This window comes from Arthrobacter sp. YA7-1 (genome assembly GCF_025960325.1).
Classification (GTDB): domain Bacteria; phylum Actinomycetota; class Actinomycetes; order Actinomycetales; family Micrococcaceae; genus Arthrobacter; species Arthrobacter bambusae_A.
In genome coordinates, this window is record NZ_CP110114.1 from 4,179,321 (window position 1) to 4,198,669 (window position 19,349).

The 19,349-nt window shown below is 64.6% G+C and carries 20 protein-coding genes; 6 read left to right on the forward strand and 14 right to left on the reverse strand.

Going from position 1 to position 19,349, the window contains the following annotated elements; genetic code table 11:
• Positions 1-99 precede the first annotated feature (99 nt).
• From OIT41_RS19590 to rpsF, 5 genes are all read right to left on the reverse strand, one after another.
• Complete coding sequence (locus OIT41_RS19590) at positions 100-936, reverse strand: PhzF family phenazine biosynthesis protein (RefSeq protein ID WP_264637993.1); 837 nt, start codon at positions 934-936, stop codon at positions 100-102.
• Between the two features lie 107 nt (positions 937-1,043).
• Positions 1,044-1,496 carry a 50S ribosomal protein L9 gene (gene rplI, locus OIT41_RS19595; protein ID WP_059388834.1) on the reverse strand — a complete coding sequence of 151 codons (453 nt, stop codon included), beginning with the start codon at positions 1,494-1,496 and terminating at the stop codon, positions 1,044-1,046.
• 17 nt (positions 1,497-1,513) lie between these two features.
• The gene (rpsR, locus tag OIT41_RS19600; protein WP_003800144.1) at positions 1,514-1,753 is read right to left on the reverse strand and encodes a 30S ribosomal protein S18; all 240 of its coding nucleotides are present in this window, start codon (positions 1,751-1,753) and stop codon (positions 1,514-1,516) included.
• Positions 1,754-1,877: 124 nt separating this feature from the next.
• Positions 1,878-2,453, reverse strand: a complete 576-nt coding sequence (locus OIT41_RS19605; protein ID WP_078107100.1) for a single-stranded DNA-binding protein — start codon at positions 2,451-2,453, stop codon at positions 1,878-1,880.
• Positions 2,454-2,508: 55 nt separating this feature from the next.
• Positions 2,509-2,814, reverse strand: coding sequence for a 30S ribosomal protein S6 (gene rpsF, locus OIT41_RS19610; protein WP_028267876.1), 306 nt, complete (start codon positions 2,812-2,814; stop codon positions 2,509-2,511).
• A gap of 260 nt (positions 2,815-3,074) precedes the next feature.
• Between rpsF and OIT41_RS19615 the strand changes: the two genes are divergently transcribed.
• Together OIT41_RS19615 and OIT41_RS19620 are read left to right on the forward strand one after the other, a co-directional pair.
• The gene (locus tag OIT41_RS19615; RefSeq protein ID WP_264637123.1) at positions 3,075-3,413 is read left to right on the forward strand and encodes a YnfA family protein; all 339 of its coding nucleotides are present in this window, start codon (positions 3,075-3,077) and stop codon (positions 3,411-3,413) included.
• A gap of 154 nt (positions 3,414-3,567) precedes the next feature.
• Positions 3,568-4,239: a DUF1345 domain-containing protein gene (locus tag OIT41_RS19620; RefSeq protein WP_264637124.1), complete on the forward strand. Its 672-nt coding sequence runs from the start codon at positions 3,568-3,570 to the stop codon at positions 4,237-4,239.
• A gap of 1 nt (position 4,240) precedes the next feature.
• Here OIT41_RS19620 and OIT41_RS19625 read toward each other — a convergent pair whose 3' ends face one another.
• The 6 genes from OIT41_RS19625 to OIT41_RS19650 form a co-directional block, all read right to left on the reverse strand.
• Entirely contained in the window at positions 4,241-5,542 is a 1,302-nt protein-coding gene (locus OIT41_RS19625) for a M18 family aminopeptidase (protein ID WP_264637125.1), read from the reverse strand.
• Between the two features lie 54 nt (positions 5,543-5,596).
• The gene (locus tag OIT41_RS19630) at positions 5,597-6,292 is read right to left on the reverse strand and encodes a response regulator (protein WP_078107096.1); all 696 of its coding nucleotides are present in this window, start codon (positions 6,290-6,292) and stop codon (positions 5,597-5,599) included.
• Positions 6,289-7,575: a sensor histidine kinase gene (locus OIT41_RS19635; RefSeq protein ID WP_264637126.1), complete on the reverse strand. Its 1,287-nt coding sequence runs from the start codon at positions 7,573-7,575 to the stop codon at positions 6,289-6,291. Before OIT41_RS19635 ends, OIT41_RS19630 begins: the two co-directional genes overlap by 4 nt.
• Positions 7,576-7,624: 49 nt before the next feature.
• On the reverse strand, positions 7,625-8,515 hold the full coding sequence (locus OIT41_RS19640) for an ABC transporter permease (protein ID WP_078107094.1): 891 nt from the start codon (positions 8,513-8,515) through the stop codon (positions 7,625-7,627).
• Positions 8,512-9,510, reverse strand: a complete 999-nt coding sequence (locus OIT41_RS19645) for an ABC transporter ATP-binding protein (RefSeq protein ID WP_241707612.1) — start codon at positions 9,508-9,510, stop codon at positions 8,512-8,514. Before OIT41_RS19645 ends, OIT41_RS19640 begins: the two co-directional genes overlap by 4 nt.
• A gap of 164 nt (positions 9,511-9,674) precedes the next feature.
• Positions 9,675-11,171, reverse strand: coding sequence for a bifunctional phosphatase PAP2/diacylglycerol kinase family protein (locus OIT41_RS19650; protein WP_264637127.1), 1,497 nt, complete (start codon positions 11,169-11,171; stop codon positions 9,675-9,677).
• Positions 11,172-11,352: 181 nt separating this feature from the next.
• Between OIT41_RS19650 and OIT41_RS19655 the strand changes: the two genes are divergently transcribed.
• From OIT41_RS19655 to OIT41_RS19670, 4 genes are read left to right on the forward strand one after another with little or no spacing between them, the layout of a single operon-like run.
• Positions 11,353-12,894 (forward strand): efflux RND transporter periplasmic adaptor subunit, encoded by a 1,542-nt coding sequence (locus tag OIT41_RS19655; protein ID WP_264637128.1) that lies wholly within the window; start codon positions 11,353-11,355, stop codon positions 12,892-12,894.
• Positions 12,895-12,900: 6 nt separating this feature from the next.
• The gene (locus OIT41_RS19660) at positions 12,901-13,629 is read left to right on the forward strand and encodes an ABC transporter ATP-binding protein (RefSeq protein ID WP_078107090.1); all 729 of its coding nucleotides are present in this window, start codon (positions 12,901-12,903) and stop codon (positions 13,627-13,629) included.
• A complete protein-coding gene (locus tag OIT41_RS19665; protein ID WP_241707615.1) occupies positions 13,626-14,870 on the forward strand; it encodes an ABC transporter permease in 1,245 nt (414 codons plus the stop codon). The genes OIT41_RS19660 and OIT41_RS19665 overlap by 4 nt, the downstream gene beginning before the upstream one ends.
• Before the next feature lie 58 nt (positions 14,871-14,928).
• A complete protein-coding gene (locus OIT41_RS19670) occupies positions 14,929-15,336 on the forward strand; it encodes a hypothetical protein (RefSeq protein WP_241707616.1) in 408 nt (135 codons plus the stop codon).
• A 75-nt stretch (positions 15,337-15,411) separates the two neighbouring features.
• On the opposite strand, the gene OIT41_RS19675 is transcribed toward OIT41_RS19670, so the two are convergent.
• From OIT41_RS19675 to OIT41_RS19685, 3 genes are all read right to left on the reverse strand, one after another.
• Positions 15,412-16,605 carry an MFS transporter gene (locus tag OIT41_RS19675; protein ID WP_241707617.1) on the reverse strand — a complete coding sequence of 398 codons (1,194 nt, stop codon included), beginning with the start codon at positions 16,603-16,605 and terminating at the stop codon, positions 15,412-15,414.
• Positions 16,602-17,372, reverse strand: a complete 771-nt coding sequence (locus tag OIT41_RS19680) for a DeoR/GlpR family DNA-binding transcription regulator (protein ID WP_241707618.1) — start codon at positions 17,370-17,372, stop codon at positions 16,602-16,604. The genes OIT41_RS19675 and OIT41_RS19680 overlap by 4 nt, the downstream gene beginning before the upstream one ends.
• A 278-nt stretch (positions 17,373-17,650) precedes the next feature.
• A complete protein-coding gene (locus OIT41_RS19685) occupies positions 17,651-19,333 on the reverse strand; it encodes an ABC-F family ATP-binding cassette domain-containing protein (RefSeq protein ID WP_241707619.1) in 1,683 nt (560 codons plus the stop codon).
• Positions 19,334-19,349: the final 16 nt, after the last annotated feature.

Below are 19,349 nucleotides of genomic sequence, written 5' to 3' on the forward strand. Positions count from 1 at the left end.
GGCGATCTCCTGTTGCTGGGCGGTTCGATGGCTTCAAACCAGAGTACATGCGTTTGCATCTATACTCCCAAACCGTGGCCCATCCCCTTTTATTCCCTGCTACAGACGGACGGTCCCCTGGATGCACATGACCGAGCTTCCACCCACCCAGATGTCGCCGTCTTCCGCTTTGACGTGGATGCGTCCCGCCCGGCCCAGCGCCGTCCCCTGCGCGGCGAGGTATTGCTCCGGTGCCCGGCCGCTGCCGATCAGCCACTGGGCAGCCCCGGCGTTGAAGCTTCCCGTGACCGGGTCCTCCACCATGGCGTCTCCGGGAATGAACGTCCGGACTTCGAAATCGACGCCGGCACCCGCTTCATGGGGACCGATCACGCCGACCTTCAGATCCCCCAACGCCGCAAGGTCAGGCTCAAGGCCCAGGACCTGCTCAGCCGATTCGAGCAGCACACCGATCCATTGCGGGCCGTTGACCAGCCAGGAGGCATCCAAGAGCGCCGCTTGGGGCAAGCGGAGTCCGGCGGCCAACTGTTCCATGATTGCCTCGCCCACGGGCCCGGAGCGGGTCAGCGGCGGCGCCGCGAAGGCGAGCCGGCCGCCGTCGAGCTTTACCTTGACCAATCCTGCGCCACATTCCTGGACGAGCATCCCGTCCCGTTTCGGCACTCCGCCGGCCGCGAGCCAAGCGTGCGCCGAGCCGAGCGTCGGATGTCCCGCGAAAGGAAATTCCTCGCTGCCCGTGAAGATCCGGACGCGGTAATCGGCCATGGGGTCGCTCGGCGGCAGCAGGAAGGTGGTCTCGGACAGATTGGTCCAGTTGGCAAAGTGCTGCATCTGCCCGGCGCTGAGCCCCTCAGCATCGACGACGACGGCAAGCGGATTGCCGAGGTACGGCACGTCCGTGAAGACATCCACTTGCGAGAAGGGCCTGGTGCGCATGGTTTCAAGGTTCACCGCTGCAGGCTACCACCGCTTACCCGGGAGCAAAGCAAAGGACCCCCGCCTCCGGAAACCGGGGACGGGGGTCCTTCGAGCTATGTCAGAGACTACTTCCCTGCAACGACCTCGAGGTCGATGACAGCGGAAACATCCTCGTGCAGGCGGACGTTGGCCTGGTACGAACCAAGGGACTTGATGTGGTTCGGCAGTTCAACGTTGCGCTTGTCGATGGAGCCGAGGCCAGCGGCCTCAACTGCAGCAGCGACATCAGCCGGCTTGACGGTGCCGAAGAGACGACCGGACTCGCCGGCCTTCACTACGAGCTTGACCTTCTTGGAAGAAAGCGCAGAGGCCTGGGCCTGTGCAGCTTCAACCGAAGCGTGGGCACGAGCAGCGCGGGCAGCCTTGATGGACTCAACCTGCTTCTCGCCACCCTTGGTCCAGGTCAGAGCGAAGCCGCGGGGCAGCAGGAAGTTACGTGCGTAACCGTCCTTGACCTCGACAACATCGCCAGCAGCACCGAGACCGGTTACTTCGTGGGTCAGAATGAGCTTTGCCATGTTAGTTAATCCCTTCCTTAGCCGCGGCCAGCGCCGGAGTAAGGCAGCAGAGCAACTTCGCGGGCGTTCTTGATTGCCTGGGCGATTTTGCGCTGTTCCTGCACCGTGACGCCAGTGACGCGACGGGCGCGGATCTTTCCGCGGTCGGAGATGAACTTGCGCAGCAATGCTACGTCCTTGTAGTCGATGACGGTGATGTCAGCGGCCTTCAAGGGGTTGGACTTTGGTTTGGGCTTACGGAGTTCAGCCTTAGCCATCGTGGAGCTCCTTTTCTATGGAGCCCGTGGAATGGATCCACGGGATGGTGGTGCCCGACGGCGGTCGCCACCCGGGTGCCTCGCGGCACGTCGGCGGGTTCCGGCGTCGAGCTTTTATGGGTGTTTAGAAGGGAGGTTCGGAATCCGGGCCGTTGCCCCATCCGCCCGCATTGCTGACGCCCGGGGTAGCCCAGGGGTCTTCCTGCGGTGCGGATTGGCCGCCGCCCCATGTTCCGCCGGAGTTGCCGCCCTGGTTTGCACCAGCGCCGCCACCTCCGAAGCCGCCGCTGTTGTTGCCGCCGCCGAAGCCGCCCTGGCCACCCTGACCGCCGGAGCGCTGGGTGCGGTTGACCTTGGCGTTGGCGTAACGCAGGCTCGGGCCGATTTCATCGACCTCGAGCTCGATAACGGTGCGCTTCTCGCCTTCCTTGGTTTCGTAGGAACGGCTCTTCAGGCGGCCCGAAACGATCACGCGCATGCCCTTGGTGAGGGATTCGGCGACGTTTTCGGCTGCTTCGCGCCAGACCGAAGCGCGGAGGAACAGGGTTTCCCCGTCCTTCCATTCGTTGGACTGGCGGTCGAAGGTCCGGGGAGTAGAAGCGATGGTGAAGTTCGCTACCGCCGAGCCTGACGGTGTGAACCGCAGTTCGGGGTCATTGGTGAGATTACCGATGACCGTAATAGTGGTTTCGCCTGCCATCTACTGCCTCCTTGTTCGTTCCTGCGGGGTAAAGAATGAAAGCTTGGAGCTGAGATTACTCAGCAACGACCTTCTGCTCTTCGGGGCGGGTGATCTTGGTGCGCATGATGGTCTCGTTGAGACTCAGCTGGCGGTCAAGTTCCTTGGCGGTTTCCGGCTTGGCGGTGAAGTTCACCACAGCGTAGATACCTTCGGACTTCTTCTTGATGTCGTAAGCGAGGCGACGGCGGCCCCAGATGTCAACCTTTTCGATGGTTCCACCATCGGTGGTGATGACATTGAGGAACTTCTGAAGCGACGGCTCTACGGTACGCTCTTCGACCTCGGGGTCGATGATTACCATCAATTCGTAAGGACGCATATGTGAACCCACCTCCTTTGGGCTAAGCGGTTACGGCATTTCCGTAACAGGAGGTTCATTTGCGATGAACAGTGCTGGTGACCGCTTCCAGAAGCGGAAGCAGGGCGCAGCACAGACTTCAATATCTTAGTCCATTTCCCGTGTCTAAGCCTATTCGGCGTGTCGACAAGGTGGAATGAGCCGCATCGCCTATGTGGACAACCCAGGTATGTGGATAACCCGCGTGGAACGGCGACGCCAGGCTCAGGCAGACTGAACCCATGACCGTCCTCAAATCCGTCGCGCTCTTTGTCCTCGCGGCCATCGCCGAGATCGGCGGGGCCTGGCTCGTGTGGCAATCGATCAGGGAGGCCAAACCATGGTGGTGGGCAGGCCTGGGGATTGCGGCGCTGGGCATCTACGGCTTCGTGGCGGCGTTCCAGCCGGACGCACACTTTGGCCGTGTCCTCGCAGCATACGGCGGGGTGTTCATCGCCGGATCATTGGCTTGGGGAATGCTCCTTGATGGATTCCGACCCGACCGCTGGGACATCATCGGTGCCATGATCTGCCTTCTGGGCGTCGCCGTCATCATGTTCGCGCCCCGGCCGGGCAGCTAAGCCGGCCGGGCAGCTAAGCCGTCACGCCGCGCAACTTTCTGGACCGTCCGACGTCGGGATCTCCCGTTCTTCCGGGGCGCGGCTCCACAGAGGCAGCCAAAAGTCTGCGTGGCGTGACGCCGGAGCCCGCAGTCGGGCGTGCCATGATCGGACTATGAACGCCGCAGCAAAGAACCAGCGTCCGAAGTCTGCCCGTGCCAAACGTTCCCGATTGCGATTCGGGCTCATGCTCCTCACCGGCATCGCAGCTGCGGTGGCGACCGGGATCTGGGGTCAGTGGATCTATGCGCCGGCCGCGGGTTGGGCAGTGGCAGCGGCGGTCTACAACATTTCCGTGTGGACGGTCATCACCCCGATGAAGGCCGATCAGACGAGAACCCATGCCAGGGAGGAAGATCCGCGGCGCTCCACCGCCGATCTTCTCATCCTGTGTGCCGCCGTCGGCTCCCTGGCAGCCTTCGTCCTGGTAATGCTGGGGGCCAAGGATGCGCACGGTTTCGACAAATTCATGCTCGCCCTGCTGGCCCTCGGCGGTGCGGTGGCGTCGTGGCTCCTGGTGCACACCCTCTTCACTCTGCGCTACGCCGAGGTGTACTACACGTCGGATCCGCCCCAAGGCATCGAATTCAACCAAAAAGAACCGCCGCAATACACGGATTTCGCCTACATGGCGTTCAGCCTCGGGATGACCTACCAAGTCTCGGATACGTCGATCACCACCAGGGCAATGCGGTCTGCAGCCTTGCGGCACAGCCTGCTCGCCTACGTTTTCGGCGTCGGGATCCTCGCCACCACCATCAACCTCGTGGTGAGCCTCGCATCCTGAGCTAGATTGCCGTGCGGAAGAACAACTCGGCCACAGTGGCCAGGTGGCGCGGGTCCTCAACGCCGCATAGCTCGCGTGCCGAGTGCATCGACAGAAGAGGCACTCCGACGTCGACCGTCCGGATCCCCAGGCGGGTAGCCGTCAGCGGGCCGATGGTCGAGCCGCATGGGACGTCGTTGTTGGAAACGAACTCCTGGTAGGGGACGCCCGCGTCGCCGCACAGCCGCGCCCAGAATGCCGCGCCGGTAGCGTCCGTCGCGTAGCGCTGGTTGGCGTTGATCTTGAGGAGCGGTCCGCCGTTGAGGATGGGACGGTTGGCGGGATCGTGCCGCTCGGGGTAGTTGGGGTGGACGGCGTGGCCGGCATCCGCGGAAACACAGAACGACGCCGACAACGCCTGGCGCCGTTCACTCACCGTCGCGCCCAATCCGTCGGAGATCCGGGTGAGGATGTCTTCGAGGATGGGTCCGCAGGCGCCTGAACGCGAGGCGGAGCCGATTTCTTCGTGGTCGAAGGCGGCCAGGACCGCGATGGGGCCATCGGCCGGCGCTCCCGAGGCGGAGTGCGCAATGAGGGCCGCGAGACCGGCGTGTGTCGAAGAGAGGTTGTCGAGGCGTCCCGAAGCGAAGAGCTCGCCTTTGGCACCGAACTGCTCAGGCGCCTGCGTGTCCGCGACCACGATGTCATAACCGCCGATCCGCGCCGGATCCACGGAAGCCCCGGCCACGGAGTCCGCCAGGATGGCCAGGACGTCCGCGCTATCGGGATCACCGAGGCCGAACACCGGGTTCATGTGCTGTTGCTTGTCCAGCGTGAGGCCGTCATTGACGGCCCGGTCCAGGTGGATGGCCAACTGCGGAAAACGCAGGAGCGGCCCGGTAGCCGTGAGGTGCTGGGTGCCGTCCATCATCACGAGCCGTCCGGCGAGCCGCAGCTCACGGTCCAGCCAGGAGTTCAACAAGGGACCGCCGTACACCTCCACGCCCGCCTGGAGCCAGCCGAATTTGCCCGTTGTCGGCTTGGGCTTGAGCTTGAAGGACGGAGAATCCGTGTGGGCGCCAAGGATGTTGAATGCGGTGGTGGCGGTGGCGCCTTCCGGTGTCACCCAAGCGATGAGGGCGCCGTCCCGGATCACGTAGAAGCTGCCCGCGCCGCCTTCCCATGGCTGAAGTTCATCAAGGGCCGTGAAACCGGCCACATCGAGCCGGCGCGCGGCCTCGTGGACGGCGTGAAAGCTCGACGGCGATGCGCTCACATACGCGCCAAGGTCCTGGATGTGTTCTGCAGCGGAGTTCGAAGGCATGGCTCCGAGTCTAGCCGCGGCCGCGGATGACGCCGGCCACGCAGTATCCGCGTCCTAGTAATCCGGATTGCTCGGGATCACGAGCCCTGTTTCGTACGCGTAGACCACCACTTGGACCCGGTCCCTTAAGTGCAGCTTGGTGAGGATCCGCCGTACGTGGGTCTTGACCGTGGCCTCGGACAGGAAGAACTTGTGCGCGATTTCCGCGTTGGACAGCCCTCCGGCGATCGCCTCGAGCATCTCGGTTTCGCGGGGCGTCAATTCTTCGAGCAATGGATCGCGGGGCTGCGCCGTGGGCTGGCCGGGCACACGGCCCCCGCGGACGTAGGTCTCCAGAAGCCGCTGGGTGACCCTCGGAGCCACCACGGCATCGCCGCTCGCCACGAGCCGGACGCCCTGGACGAGCTCGGCAGGCGCAACGTCCTTGAGCAGGAAGGCGGAGGCGCCTGCCTGCAGGCCGGAGAACGCATATTCATCGAGGTCGAAAGTGGTCAGGATGATGATCCGGGCATTGGAGGCCGAAGCCGTGATCCGCCGCGTGGCTTCGATTCCATCCATGGCAGGCATCCGGACGTCCATGAGCACCACGTCCGGTTCCAGTTCCGCCACCTTCCGCACAGCCTCGGCGCCGTCCGACGCTTCGCCCACCACCTCGAGGTCGCCTTCGCCTTCCAGGATGAGCCGAAATCCCATGCGCAGCAGGGGTTGGTCGTCCACCAGCAGAACCCTGGTGGGAGCGTTGTCACTCATGATTTCACCTTGTCGCCGTTCCACTTCAGTTCCGCATGGACACGCCACCCGCCGGGAATGCCGGGACCTGCATCCACGGATCCAGCATAAATTCCCGCACGTTCACGCATCCCCGCGATTCCCTGGCCCGTTCCCAGCGCCGCCTCTTCGGTTCCCGGATCCCGGGAGCCCCGGCCGTCGTCGAGCACGTCGATGGTGACCGAGTCGCCCTCCCGCACGATCCGCACCTCCACTTGGCTTAAGGAGCGCCCGTACCTGAGCACGTTGGTCAGGGATTCCTGCACGATCCGGTACACGGTGAGTTGGAACGCCGGGTCTTCAGGAAGGGCTGGTCCCGTGTGCGAATAGTGCAACGGCAACCCCGCCGTCCGGAATCCATCCAGCAGCTTGCTCAGGTCGTGCCCGGAAACCAAGGGCTCCAGCGGCGCCGACCTGGGAGTGTCGTCCCGCAGCACGCCGAGGACGCGGCGCATATCGGCCAGCGCAGTCCTGCCGGTGCGGGACAGTTCGCCAAGCACCTCGCCGGCGCGCTCCGGATCTTTCTTGACCACGACGGCGGCGCCGTCCGAGAGGCTGATCATGACCGTCAGGGAGTGGGCCACGACGTCGTGCATCTCCCGGGCGATCCGGTTCCGTTCGGTGACCGACCCCAGGCGGGCCGTGCGGGCTGCCCACGCCCTGATTTCGCTCTCATGCTCACGTCGCTGCCGAACGGAAATGCCGATGCCGGTGGCGATCAGGTTGGACAACAATATGCTGACCGCGGCCGCGATGTTGCTGATGAGGTGGAAGTTCTCCGGAATCGCCTCTCCATTGGACGGGGCAACCGGGCTGGTCCACATGAAGAGGTACACGAGGGTCAGCGGCAGGCTTGCGGCGCCAAACACTATCAACGCGAAGGTCCGCGCCCTCCCCACGGCCACGGCATATAGCGCAAACCATAGTCCCGCCGAGACGTTCGAACCCCATGGATTCAGCAGCGTCACAGCCACTTCGAGGACCGCAACGGCCGCAGTGACACTGAGCGGATTGCGGCGCCGAAGGAACAGGATGGCGGCGATGGCAACAAGGAGCAGTGCGGCGAACCACTTGCCGTCCACGATGGAGCTGATGAACGTGGCCAGTGCCAGCAACGAATAGCAAAGCACCACCACCGCGTCCATGACCCGCGGGTGCTCGAAGAGATAGCGGCGGATCCTGCCACGGCGGCGCAGCGTGATTTCAGCAAAGGACGCGTCGGCTCCGTGGGCCGACGCGTCCTGTGCTGGCAACTCTTCACTCATGGCTTGAGCCTAGTGGCCTTGCCTTGAGCGGGTGTCCCTGAAGTGCGAATCAGACGTCGCGCTTCTTGAGGGCAATGAGGGCAGGAACCATGAACAGGATGACGTAGCCGAGGAACACGAGGCCGCCCGCCCACGGATCCAGGGTGCCGTCTACGTGGCCGATCGACAGGAAGCGGCCACCGGCCTCGCTGGGCAGGTACTGCGGGACGTACTTCCAAAAGTCACCGGGCGCGAGGCTGAGGAACTGGCCGGCGAACGGGAGGACGAACATGATGCCCACCAGGACGGTGATTCCGCCGGCCGGGTTCTTCAGCAGTGTTCCGAGGGAGAGGCCGATCAGCGCAACACCGGAGACGTACAGGCCGCCGGTGAAAACGCTGTAGAGGACGCCGTCCGTGTTCCAGCCGAGGTCAAGGGAGAAGTTGGCGAACATGGGTGACGCCAACAGGAAGGTCACCACGCCGGCCACGACCGACAGGACGTAGGAGACCACAACCAGGACCACGGCCTTGGCGCCGAACGTGGAGAGCCTGCCCGGAGCCGCGTTCATGGTCGACCGGATCATGCCTGTGGCGTACTCAGAGGCGATGAACAGTACGGCCAGCGATCCCATGACCAGGATGCCGATGTTGAGTCCGGCGTTCGGCAGGTTGTACAGGCTGAACCCCGATCCGGGAGGGAAGGAGTCAACGGCCTGCTGCACCGTTTCCTTGTGACCCTGCCGGCCGACTTCGACCATCTGGTTGATGAAGTTCCAGCGGACCAAGGCGGACAGCAGGCCGATGCCGACAATGGCCACGAAGGTCAGGACCAACAGGAGTTTCGTGCTCATGAGGGTCCGGAACTTGATGGCTTCGGAGTTCAACACCCTGAGGAAAGTGACGCCACCGGTTCCGGCTGACGGGACCGCATGTTTCTTGCTGACGGTGGTGGTGCTCATGACTGGATCCCTTCCATGGTGGCAGCGGGGGTGGCGCCGACGCCGGCGGGGTTTGCGTCCAGCGGCCCGCCTGGTGCCGTCGGTCCACCGGTGATGTGCGAGTGGTACTCCACCTCGTCCTTGGTCAGCTGGAAATAGGCCTCTTCCAGCGACGACGTGAGCGGCGTGAGCTCGTAAACCAGCACCCGGTTGTCGAGGGCGAGTTCGGCGATGCGGAGCGGCTCCACCCCGTATACCTCCAGGGTTTCCCGTTCGTTCTGTTCCACGCGGACACCGTCGCGGGCCAGCAACTCGGACAAGCGCGTCGTCTCCGAGGTACGGACCAAAGTGCGCTTGCGGGACTGGCTCTCGATCAGCGCATCCACCGTGGTGTCGGCGATGATCTTGCCGCGACCGATCACAATGAGGTGGTCCGCGGTCTGGGCCATCTCGGACATGAGGTGGCTGGAGATGAAGATGGTCTTGCCCTGGCTTGCCAGGTAGCGTGCGAGGTTCCTGACCCACTGGACGCCTTCGGGATCGAGTCCGTTGACCGGTTCGTCGAGGATGAGCGTCTGGGGATCACCGAGGAGTGCGTTGGCGATGCCAAGCCGCTGGCCCATGCCGAGGGAGAACCCTCCGGCCTTCTTCTTGGCTACCGCGGTGAGGCCGGTCATCTCGATGACTTCCTCGACGCGTGAGTTCGGAATCCCGTGGGTTGCGGCCATGGCGCGCAGGTGGTTGTACGCGCTGCGGCTGGTGTGCACCGCCTTGGCATCGAGCAACGCTCCCACTTGGTGGAGCGGGGCTTTGTGCTGGGAGTAGTGCCGGCCGTTGACGATGACGTCGCCCGAGGTCGGGCGGTCCAGGCCCATGATCATGCGCATGGTGGTGGATTTGCCGGCGCCGTTCGGGCCAAGGAAGCCCGTGACTTTCCCGGGCTGTACGGTGAAGCTGATTCCATCCACGGCTGTCTTTGCGCCGTAGACCTTCCTCAAGCCTGTTGCCTCAATCATGGAAGCGTTCCCTCCGCTTGCTGCAGCTAGGTGGTGACTGTAGGTACAACGCTAGCTACCGGGAGGGCCGAATTCGCCGGTCTCAGGGATGATTCAGGGGTCACTCAGGGTAGTCCCTATGGATGACTCCGGCTTGGGCCAGGGATCCCACCGCTGGGAAAGCATTAGTAAAGCGGTGAATACACCCGTAGCGCCCGGCGCTTCACGGTGAAGTCGGCGGTCCGCACGCCGGGCAACGGCTCGCCGTCGACCGCGATCACGAGCGGTTCTCCGGACGCCTCGATCCTGAGCTCCGCCGCTTCGCTGAGATGGGTGACTTTGGACGTGTCCACGGTTCCGGTGAGGACCGCCCACAGCAGACGCAACCGTGCGAAAGGCTCATCGGCCGTCACCATGCGGATGTCCAGCACCCCGTCGTCGAGCACGGGACGGGTCAGCGGCGCCAGGTCCCGCGGGTAGTAACGGCCGCGGCCCAGGTAGAGGATCCACAACTTGTGGGGGACACCGTTGATCCGGAGAGTGGTGGGCCGTGCCGCGCCGAACGTCCGCAAGCCGGCGACGAGTCCCGCCAGGGGCTTCCCCATGGCGGGCTGCAGCCGTTCGCGTCGTCGCACCAGGTTGGGGTAGACACCGACGCTCGCGGTATTGAGCATGATGAGTTCGGCGGTTTCGTCCTTGCCGTCGATGCCGCGGCCCGCGCTCACATGGCCCAGGTCCGTCCATGCTGCTGCTCCCGTTTTGGCAGCCTTGAGGGCCCCTTCGAGGGATCGGGCATCCACGTCGCGCGCGAAATGGTTGAGCGTCCCGCCAGGCAGCACCAGCAAGGGCAGATCGTGCTCGACGGCGGCGGCAGCGGCGGCGCCGACAGTTCCGTCACCGCCCCACACGCCCAGGGCCTTCGTCCCGGGGCGCCCTGCCGCGGCCCGCACTTCGGCAACTACATCGTCGCCGTCGGAAATCAGTCTTATATGCGATTTGGGGAATATTTCCCGAAGCTGGGCCTCGGTCTCCGGCGAGTAGGAACCGCCAAGTGCGTTGACCGCAATGCTGAGCCCCTCGCCGTCGCCGACTGCAGGCGCGTCGGCCGGTGAACGGTCCGTGTCCGGAACCGGGGGCCGGGCAGGCCACCACTTTCGCGTGAGCAGCGCCGCTCCTGCGCCGATTGCCGAGCCGAGCATCACGTCGGAGGGCCAGTGGGCGCCGGTATGAACCCTGGAATACGCCACACCTGCCGCAACCGGAGCCAAGGTCGCTCCGAGGCGGGGGCTCACCAGCGCGACGCCAAGAGTGAACGCAACCGCGGACGCCGAATGGCCCGAAGGCATCGAAGAGCTTGTGGGTTGCGGATTGACAAACCGGAATGCCGGAAGGAGTTCGGGCAATGGACGCGTCCGCGGAAGAAGCGCCTTGAACCCGAGATTGGTGACCGCCGACGCAACGCCGAGGGCCAGGAGTCCGTGGATCCCTGCGTTGCGGGGCTTCCCCGGAAATGCCGCACAAACGCCAGCCACGGCAAACCAGAGCTTGCCCTTGGTTGCGGCCCGCGAGAGGGTTTTCCACACGTCGTCATGCGGGCCTTCCGGCCACCGCGAGACCGCCCGGACCGCCGCCCGATCCAATCGCGCTATCCGGTCCGGCCCCCATCGCAGCATGCTTCGCATCCCACCAGACTATCGGCGGGTCGGATAGTCTGGTGGGATGGCCGGTGGTCATTTACCCGTGCACGCGTCTCGCAGCCCCCCGCGGGCATGGCTCAAGCGACACGCCTGGCAGGGCGTCACATAGGGTAAACCATCAGGTAGCACTCGGCATGCTCCAAGACAGCCACCATAGTCTTCGGGCATGCTCTCAAAACCTCAACTCATCAACAGCGGCATCGGGGTGGTCGTTGTCGGCCTTGCCGCCGGTGCCTTCTTCGTGCTGAACGGCGTGCCGCAGACGGCTTCAGACACCACCGCCCGGACGGTCTCGGTCAGCGCAGCGGACCTCACCGCAGTATCTACCGCAAGCGGAAACGTCTCGCCCGCGAGCACCACGGTCATCAACGCGCAGAACTGCACCGGGCCCATCGCCACGGTCTCCGCGGTGACAGGCCAGCAGGTCACGGCCGGGCAGGTACTCGTCACCATTGATCCGACGAACGCGCAAAACGCCCTGGCGGTTGCCCAGGCCCAGCTGGATTCCGCCGCGGCGCAGGCAAACCAACAGCAGGCCTCAGCCAGCAACCAGGTAGCTTCAGCGAGCCAAAGCCTCACCAACGCCCAGCAAACGGCCAACCTGGACGCGAGCCAGCAAGCCAGTGCCGTGGCCGCCGCGCAGACGGCCGTGAACAATGACAATGCAACCGTCGCTTCTGCGCAGGCCACCGCCAGTGCCCAGCCGAAGAGCCAACCCGCGCAATCCGCCCTCAGCGCTGCACAGGCCCAGCTGGCAAAGGACAACCAAGCACTGACCCAGGCAGCCAACCAGCAAGCCAGCTCGGCCCTCAAGGACAAAGAGCAGGTCGCCTCGGCCGCGACCGCCCTCAATTCCGCCCAGAGCGGCGGCGGCGCCACGTCCAACACGACTTCTGCCCAGATTGCGGTCGACACTGCGACCAAGAACCTGGCGGCCTGCTCACTCGCGGCCCCGGTTTCGGGTACGGTCACCGCCGTGAACGCCGTCGTCGGAGGCAACGCCGGTAGTGGCAGCTCCGGTTCATCCGGTTCCGGATCCTCCTCTTCCGGGGCGTCCGCTTCCTCCGGCAGCACTTCAACAAGCGCCGCGAGCACGTCGTCCTCCGGGCTGATCACGATCAGCGACACGGCGCACCTGCAGGTCATCGCCAACTTCGCCGAATCGGACATCGCCGCCATGAAGACCGGCGACTCGGCCACCTTCACCTTCCCGGCACTCAAGACCGACCCGTCCGCGGCACCGGTCACCGGTACCATCACGGCAATCGCCCAGAACGCCACAACCACCAATAACGTTGTCAGCTATCCCGTGACGATCTCCATCAAGAACCCCCCGGCTGACCTCCGGCTCGGCCAGAGCGCAAATATCTCCGTGACCACGGCGACCGCCAAGAACGCTTTGGCGGTGCCTTCGCTGGCGATCACCACCACCGGAACCAAGCAGACCGTCAATGTCATGAAGAACGGGACCACGACGGCGGTGACCATCACCACCGGGATCACGGACAACGGCCGCACCCAGGTGCTCACCGGGCTCAGCGCGGGCGATCAGATTGAGCTCCCGGCCATCTCCTCAACTCTTGACACCACCGGCACCACCGGACGAACCGGTGCGGGCGGATTCGGCGGCACGGGTGGATTCGGTGGAACAGGCGGCGCCGGAGTTACGGGCGGCGGCACCGGTGGCACACGCGGAAATGGCGGGTAATCAGCCGTGAACGACGCTGTCATCCAACTGGACTCCGTGAGCAAGATCTATGGCAAAGGGGAGGCCGAAGTACGGGCGCTTGATTCCGTCAGCATCTCCATTGACCGGGGCGACTTCGTAGCCATCATCGGTGCCTCGGGCTCCGGAAAGTCCACCATGATGAACATCATCGGTTGCCTCGACGGCGCCACCCAGGGGACTTATCACCTGGACGGCATCGATACCGGGACCTTGGACGAATTCCAGCTCGCCCAGATCCGCAACCGGAAGATCGGCTTCGTCTTCCAGAACTTCAACCTGATACCGCGCACGCGGGCCGTGGACAACGTCTCCATGCCGCTCGCGTACGCAAAGGTGCACCGCAAGGAACGGCGCGAGCGGGCCCTGGAAGTGCTCGCTTCGGTGGGTTTGGCGGAACGCGCCGACCACAAGCCTTCGCAGCTCTCGGGTGGACAGCAGCAGCGCGTTGCCATCGCCCGGGCGCTTGTGACCAACCCCGTATTGTTGTTGGCCGACGAGCCGACGGGAGCCTTGGACACCAAGTCCTCGCACGAAATACTGGATCTCTTCGAGTCCTTGCACGCCAACGGCCGGACCATCGTGATGATTACCCACGAGACGGACGTCGCGGCGCGGGCCAACCGTGTTGTGCGATTCCAGGACGGACACATCATTGAGGACCACCGGCTTCGGGACGTCCACGCCCACCCGGTAGCCACGGCGGTGCCGGCATGATGATCGCCGAATCCGTCCGCTTCGCCCTGACAGGGGTGATGGCCAACAAGATGCGCTCCATCCTCACCACGTTGGGCATCTTGATCGGCATCGCATCCGTCATCATCCTGCTGGCCGTAGGCGCCGGAACCTCCAACGCCATCAAGACCCAGATCGGCAAGCTGGGAACCAACGTGCTTACCGTGAGCCGCCAGACGACAGCCGGCGGCCGAGCCGCAGGCGGACAAGCCGTCACCGGTCCGCGGTCCCGTGGCACCAACCTCACGCTCCAGGACATGGCAGCGCTGACGGATCCCGTGATGGCCCCCGACGTCGCCGCAACGGCGCCGGTGGTCACGGCACAGAACGTCACGGGTACTTACCAGGACGCAACCCACGCGGTCGCAACATTCGTGGGGACCACGCCGTCGTACTTTTCCATTTCGAACGACACGCTCGCGGCGGGATCCTACTTCAGCGATGGTGACGCCAGCAGCGGCACCGCAGTGGCCGTGATCGGCAACACCGTGGCGCAGGACCTGGTGGGCAGCTCGGTGACCTCGGCCGTGGGGCAGACCATCGCCCTCAATGGCCAGAACTTCGTGGTCTCCGGCGTCTTGGCTCAAAAGGGGTCCTCGGGCCTCAACGATCCGGATGACATTGTGGTAATCCCCTACAGCGCAGCCCAGGACAAGTTCACGGGGTACTCGCCGTCCCTCGCCTCGATCACGGTCCAGGCGAAGTCAGCGGACGTGATGAACCAGGCCCAGAACGAGGTTCAAATGATCCTCGATGCCAGGCACAACGTCACCTCCGCCAACCGTGACTATCAAGTGCGGAACCAGGCGCAGATCCTCACGACCGCCACCACCACGACGGCGACGCTGACCGTGCTCTTGGGAGCCGTGGCCGGCATTTCGCTCCTGGTGGGCGGGATCGGCGTCATGAACATCATGCTCGTCACGGTCACCGAACGTACCCGCGAAATCGGCATCCGCAAGGCGATCGGAGCTTCGCGGGGCAGCATCGTGAGCCAATTCCTGATCGAATCGCTCATCATTTCGCTGATCGGCGGAGTGCTCGGAATCGCCGCCGGCTATATCGGCAGCGCCTTCCCCCTGCTGGGAACACAGCCCGAAGTCCAGTGGTGGACCGTGTGGCTGTCGTTCCTGGTATCCGCGGCGATCGGCTTGGTATTCGGAATCTACCCGGCCAACAAGGCGGCGAAACTCCGGCCGATCGACGCCCTGCGGTACGAATAGCCGCCCACAGTTCCACTCCCCAGCAACTAAAGAAAACAGCCAAACAGGAGATCCCTAAATGTCCTACTCAGCACCGGAGCCCGGCACCACCAACCAGCCGGAACCCCAGCCGCCCTACACCCAGCAGCCGCACGCCGGACAGCCGACCGCGGTCCTGCAAGCCACCGGCCAGGAACCCAGCGGACAGGGCTGGGGCCAGCCCCAGCCGTCGGAGCCGTTCGTGCCCAAGAAGCGCTTCAAGATGGGTCGCTTGACGCAGATCCTCCTTGCAGTGCTGCTGGTTGCCGTCGGGTTCTTTGCGGGCGTCGGCGTCACCAAGGCAATGGACGCGGGCCAGGCCCGTCCCGGCCGCGGCCAGTTCCAGAACTTCAACGGCGGCCAGGGCCGGAACCGGCAGAGCGGCGCTCCGACCAACGGGGCATCGCCGACCGCCATTCCTTCGGCACCCGCCACCTCGGCTCCGTAACTACCGCCGCCGTAGCCACCCAACTGACTCGCAGTTGTTGTCGTTTTGACGCTTCATAACGACAACAACTGCGAGTCAGTTGCTTTTACCGAGGGGCTTCGCGGCGCCTGCCAACCACAGGGCAATCAGGATCGGAACACCGATGGCAAGCAGGGCCATGTGGATTCCGGTGTGGTCGCCCAAGTAACCGAGGAGCGGCGGACCGGCGAGAAACGCGACATAACCGATGGTCGAGACCACCGACACGCGTGCGGCTGCGCGTTTCGGATCATCCGCAGCAGCGGACATGCCCATCGGAAAGGCCAGGGCTGCGCCGATGCCCCAAAGGGCCGCACCCGCCCCGGCAAGGACCAGGTTTCCCGCGAAGACGAAGAGCGTCAGGCCCACTGCAGCGGCGGCCATGCTGACCCGCAGCACGGATACGCGCCCGAACCTGTCGATCGCGCGGCCGCCGAAGAAACGCATGAGTGTCATCGCGGCCACAAAGAGCGCAAACAAAAGAGCGCCCGTCGATTCGGAAGCATTCAGGCCATCCACCGACGCCTTGGCGATCCAGTCGTTTCCGGCGCCTTCCGTGAGGGTCGCCCCGAGGACCACGACGCCGATCAACAGGGTGCGGGAGTCCCGCCAGGCCGAGGGGCCCTTCACGGCGGGCGCGCCGTCGTCGGGCATCGTTCCCGTGGTTTCGTGGGGCATGAAGTAACGGGGTGCGATCAAGGTGAGAAGAACCACGACGCCGGCGATGACCAGCAAGTGCTCCGGAAGTCCAACGCCGATCTGGGAAAGCCACGCACCAACCACCGCACCCACAAAGGCGCCCCCGCTAAAAGCCGCGTGGAACTGCGGCATGATGGTGCGCCCGAGGCGATGTTCGACGTCGGCCCCTTCGATATTCTGCGACACATCCCATAGCCCGACCCCCACGCCGAAGAAAAACAGCGCAAGCGCGGTGGCGGCCACGGAGCCGGCCATCAAGGAGAACGCGATGGCCGCTCCGGCAGAGGCGGCCAGCAGACCGGCAGCGCGGACGGTATCGGCCGTACCGATCCTGCCGACAACCCACCCCGCGGAGGGCAGCGCCACAAGGGACCCGACGGCGGTGCACAGCAGCAGGGTGCCCATCTGGCCTGACGTCAGGTGCAGGGTCTGGGTGACGGCGGGTATCCGGGCCGCCCAACTGGCAAAAACCAGCCCGTTCATTCCGAAGACCAGGAAGGTGGCGATTGCTGCGGCTTTGACGTTCGGGGCGGTTCGGGTGCTGGTGGTCATACGGTCACAACTTCCACGGAGAGATTTTCAAGTAGGGTGCGTTCTTCAGTGCTTGGCTTCCGGTCCGTCACAATGACATCTACCGCATCCATGGCTGCAACCAGAGCCACGGCCTGTGCATTCCATTTACTTCCCGTGCAGGCCACGATTACCCGGCCGGCCGATTCCAGGCCTGCCCGTTTGATCGCGGCGTCCTCGAGATCGTGCGCCAGCAGGCCGTCCTTGAGGTTGATGGCACAGGGCGTGACGATTGCGGCGTCGAAACGCAAGGAGCGGATGTTGGCCTCTGCCATCGGCCCACGGAACGACTGCTCGCCGGGAACCAGGCTGCCGCCAGGCAACAAGAGACCGGGACGCCGTCCAGAGGGAATGTCGGCGGCCAGGAATTCCACCGCACGAAGGGACATCGGCATGATGGTCAGTTCCCGCTGCGCGAGCCGGCGCGCGATTTCCGTTGCCGTGGAACCGCTGTCCAGCCACACGTGATCGCGGTCGCGGAGCAGCCGTTCGACGCCGACGGCGATTCTCTCCTTAGCGTCCTGGTCCTCGAGTTCGCGCTGCCCATAGCCCGGGTTGTCACCGCGGTCCACGAGGCTGCGGGCCCCGCCATGCACGCGGCGCAGGACGCCGTGGGAAGCGAGGATTTCCAGGTCGCGCCGAATAGTGGCCCCCGAGGCTCCGCATTCGGCAACGAGCTCGTCAACCGTGATCTCTTCACGCTCACGCAGCAGCTCGCCAATGAGCCGGTGGCGGTCAGCAGTTCTCATGCTCATATGCTATCCAAGAATGAGCATTTAATCATCAGTCGTGATCATATGGGCGAGTGGTTTGGACGTGCCCGGCGCGAGAGCGGGGCGCGGAGTGGATGTGGAACTCGCCCTGCGTGACACCGGCTCAGACGCTCGCTCACCTATGCGGCACTTCCGGTAGACGCTCGCTCACCTATGCGGGGTTTCAAGCTGACGCTCGCTCACCCATTCAAGACGTGAGCGGACGTTCCCGAAAAAACCACCAAAGGTGAGCGGGCGTCGGTGGCGCCTGGAGGCTAGCGCGCCCGCTCTACCCGGGACTCGTCCCAGACGGGCTCTGCGGACTCGTAGACTTTGCCGTCGGATCCGAAGACGAGGAAGCGGTCGAAGGACTTCGCGAACCAGCGATCGTGGGTGACAGCCAGGACGGTGCCTTCGAACGCGTCGATGGCACGTTCCAAGGCTTCGCCCGAGTGCAGGTCCAGGTTGTCCGTCGGTTCGTCGAGGAGCAGGAGCGTGGCGCCCGACAGTTGGAGGAGCAGGATCTGGAAACGCGCCTGCTGGCCGCCGGAGAGCGACTCATACTTCTGTTCCGCCGAGCCCACCAGCCCGTAGGAGTCGAGCGCGCCGGAAGCAGCCTCGCGGCCCAGCCCGGAACGGTGTTCGTCACCCCGGTGCAGGATGTCCAGGAGCGTCCGGCCGATGAGGTCCGGGCGGGAATGGGTCTGCGCGAAGAATCCGGGACGGATCCTGGCACCCAGTTTGACGGTTCCTTCGTGCGGAACTTCGGCGATCTCGACGTCGGAAACGGGCAAGTGCTCGCGCTCCGGGTCGGTGCCGCCAGCGGCGAGGAGCCGCAGGAAGTGGCTCTTGCCCGAACCGTTGGAACCCAGCACGCCCACGCGGTCGCCGAACCAGATTTCGGTGGAGAACGGCTTCATCAGGCCCGTAAGTTCAAGCTTTTCAGCCACCACCGCTCGTTTGGCCGTCCGGCCTCCCTTGAGGCGCATGTTGACGTTCTGCTCCAGCGGCAAGGCCTCGGGCGGCCCGGCCTCCAGGAACTTGGCGAGCCGCGTCTGGGCAGCCTGGTACTTGTTGGCCATGTCCGAGCGGAACGCCGCCTTGGTTTTGTACATGATGACGAGTTCCTTGAGCTTCAAGTGCTCCTCGTCCCAGCGTTTGCGCAGTTCCTCGAAGCGCGCGTTGCGGTCGATGCGCGCGTCCACGTAGGTGCCGAAGCCGCCGCCGTGCACCCAGGCCCCGGCGCCGTTGATGCCGGGTTCCAGCGTCACGATGCGGCCAGCGGCGTTGTTGAGCAGCTCGCGGTCGTGGCTGATGAAGAAGACCGTCTTCTTGGATTCATTGAGCTTGCTTTCGAGCCATCGCTTGCCCGGAACATCGAGGTAGTTGTCCGGCTCGTCGAGGAGCAGGAGCTGATCCGGTCCGGAGAACAGTGCCTCGAGCACCAAGCGCTTTTGCTCGCCGCCCGAAAGGCTCGACGCCGGTCGGTGCTGCGCGCGGTCGAAGGGGATGCCCAGCGCTGCCATGCAGACTTCGTCCCAGACGGTCTCGACGTCGTATCCTCCGGCGTCTCCCCAGTCCACGATCGCCTGGGCGTACCGCATTTGGGTGGGCTCGTCGTCGTGCTCCATCATGGCGAGCTCGGCGTCCTCGACCGCCTTCGCGGCGGCGGCGAGAGCTGGCGGCGCGGCGGAGACGAGCAGGTCCCGCACGGTTGATTCATCGCGGACCTGGCCGACGAATTGGCGCATGATGCCCATGGTGCCGGAGCGTCCCACCACTCCTTCGTCAGGCGTGAGATCGCCGGCGATGATCTTGAACAGGGTGGTCTTTCCCGTTCCGTTGGGCCCGATCAGGGCTGTTTTGCTGCCGTCCGGGACCTTGAAGGTCACGCCGTTGAGCAGTTGGGTGCCGTCGGAGAGGAAGTAGTCGATGCCTGAAACGTCAATATGGGCCACGCGTTCAATCTTCCCA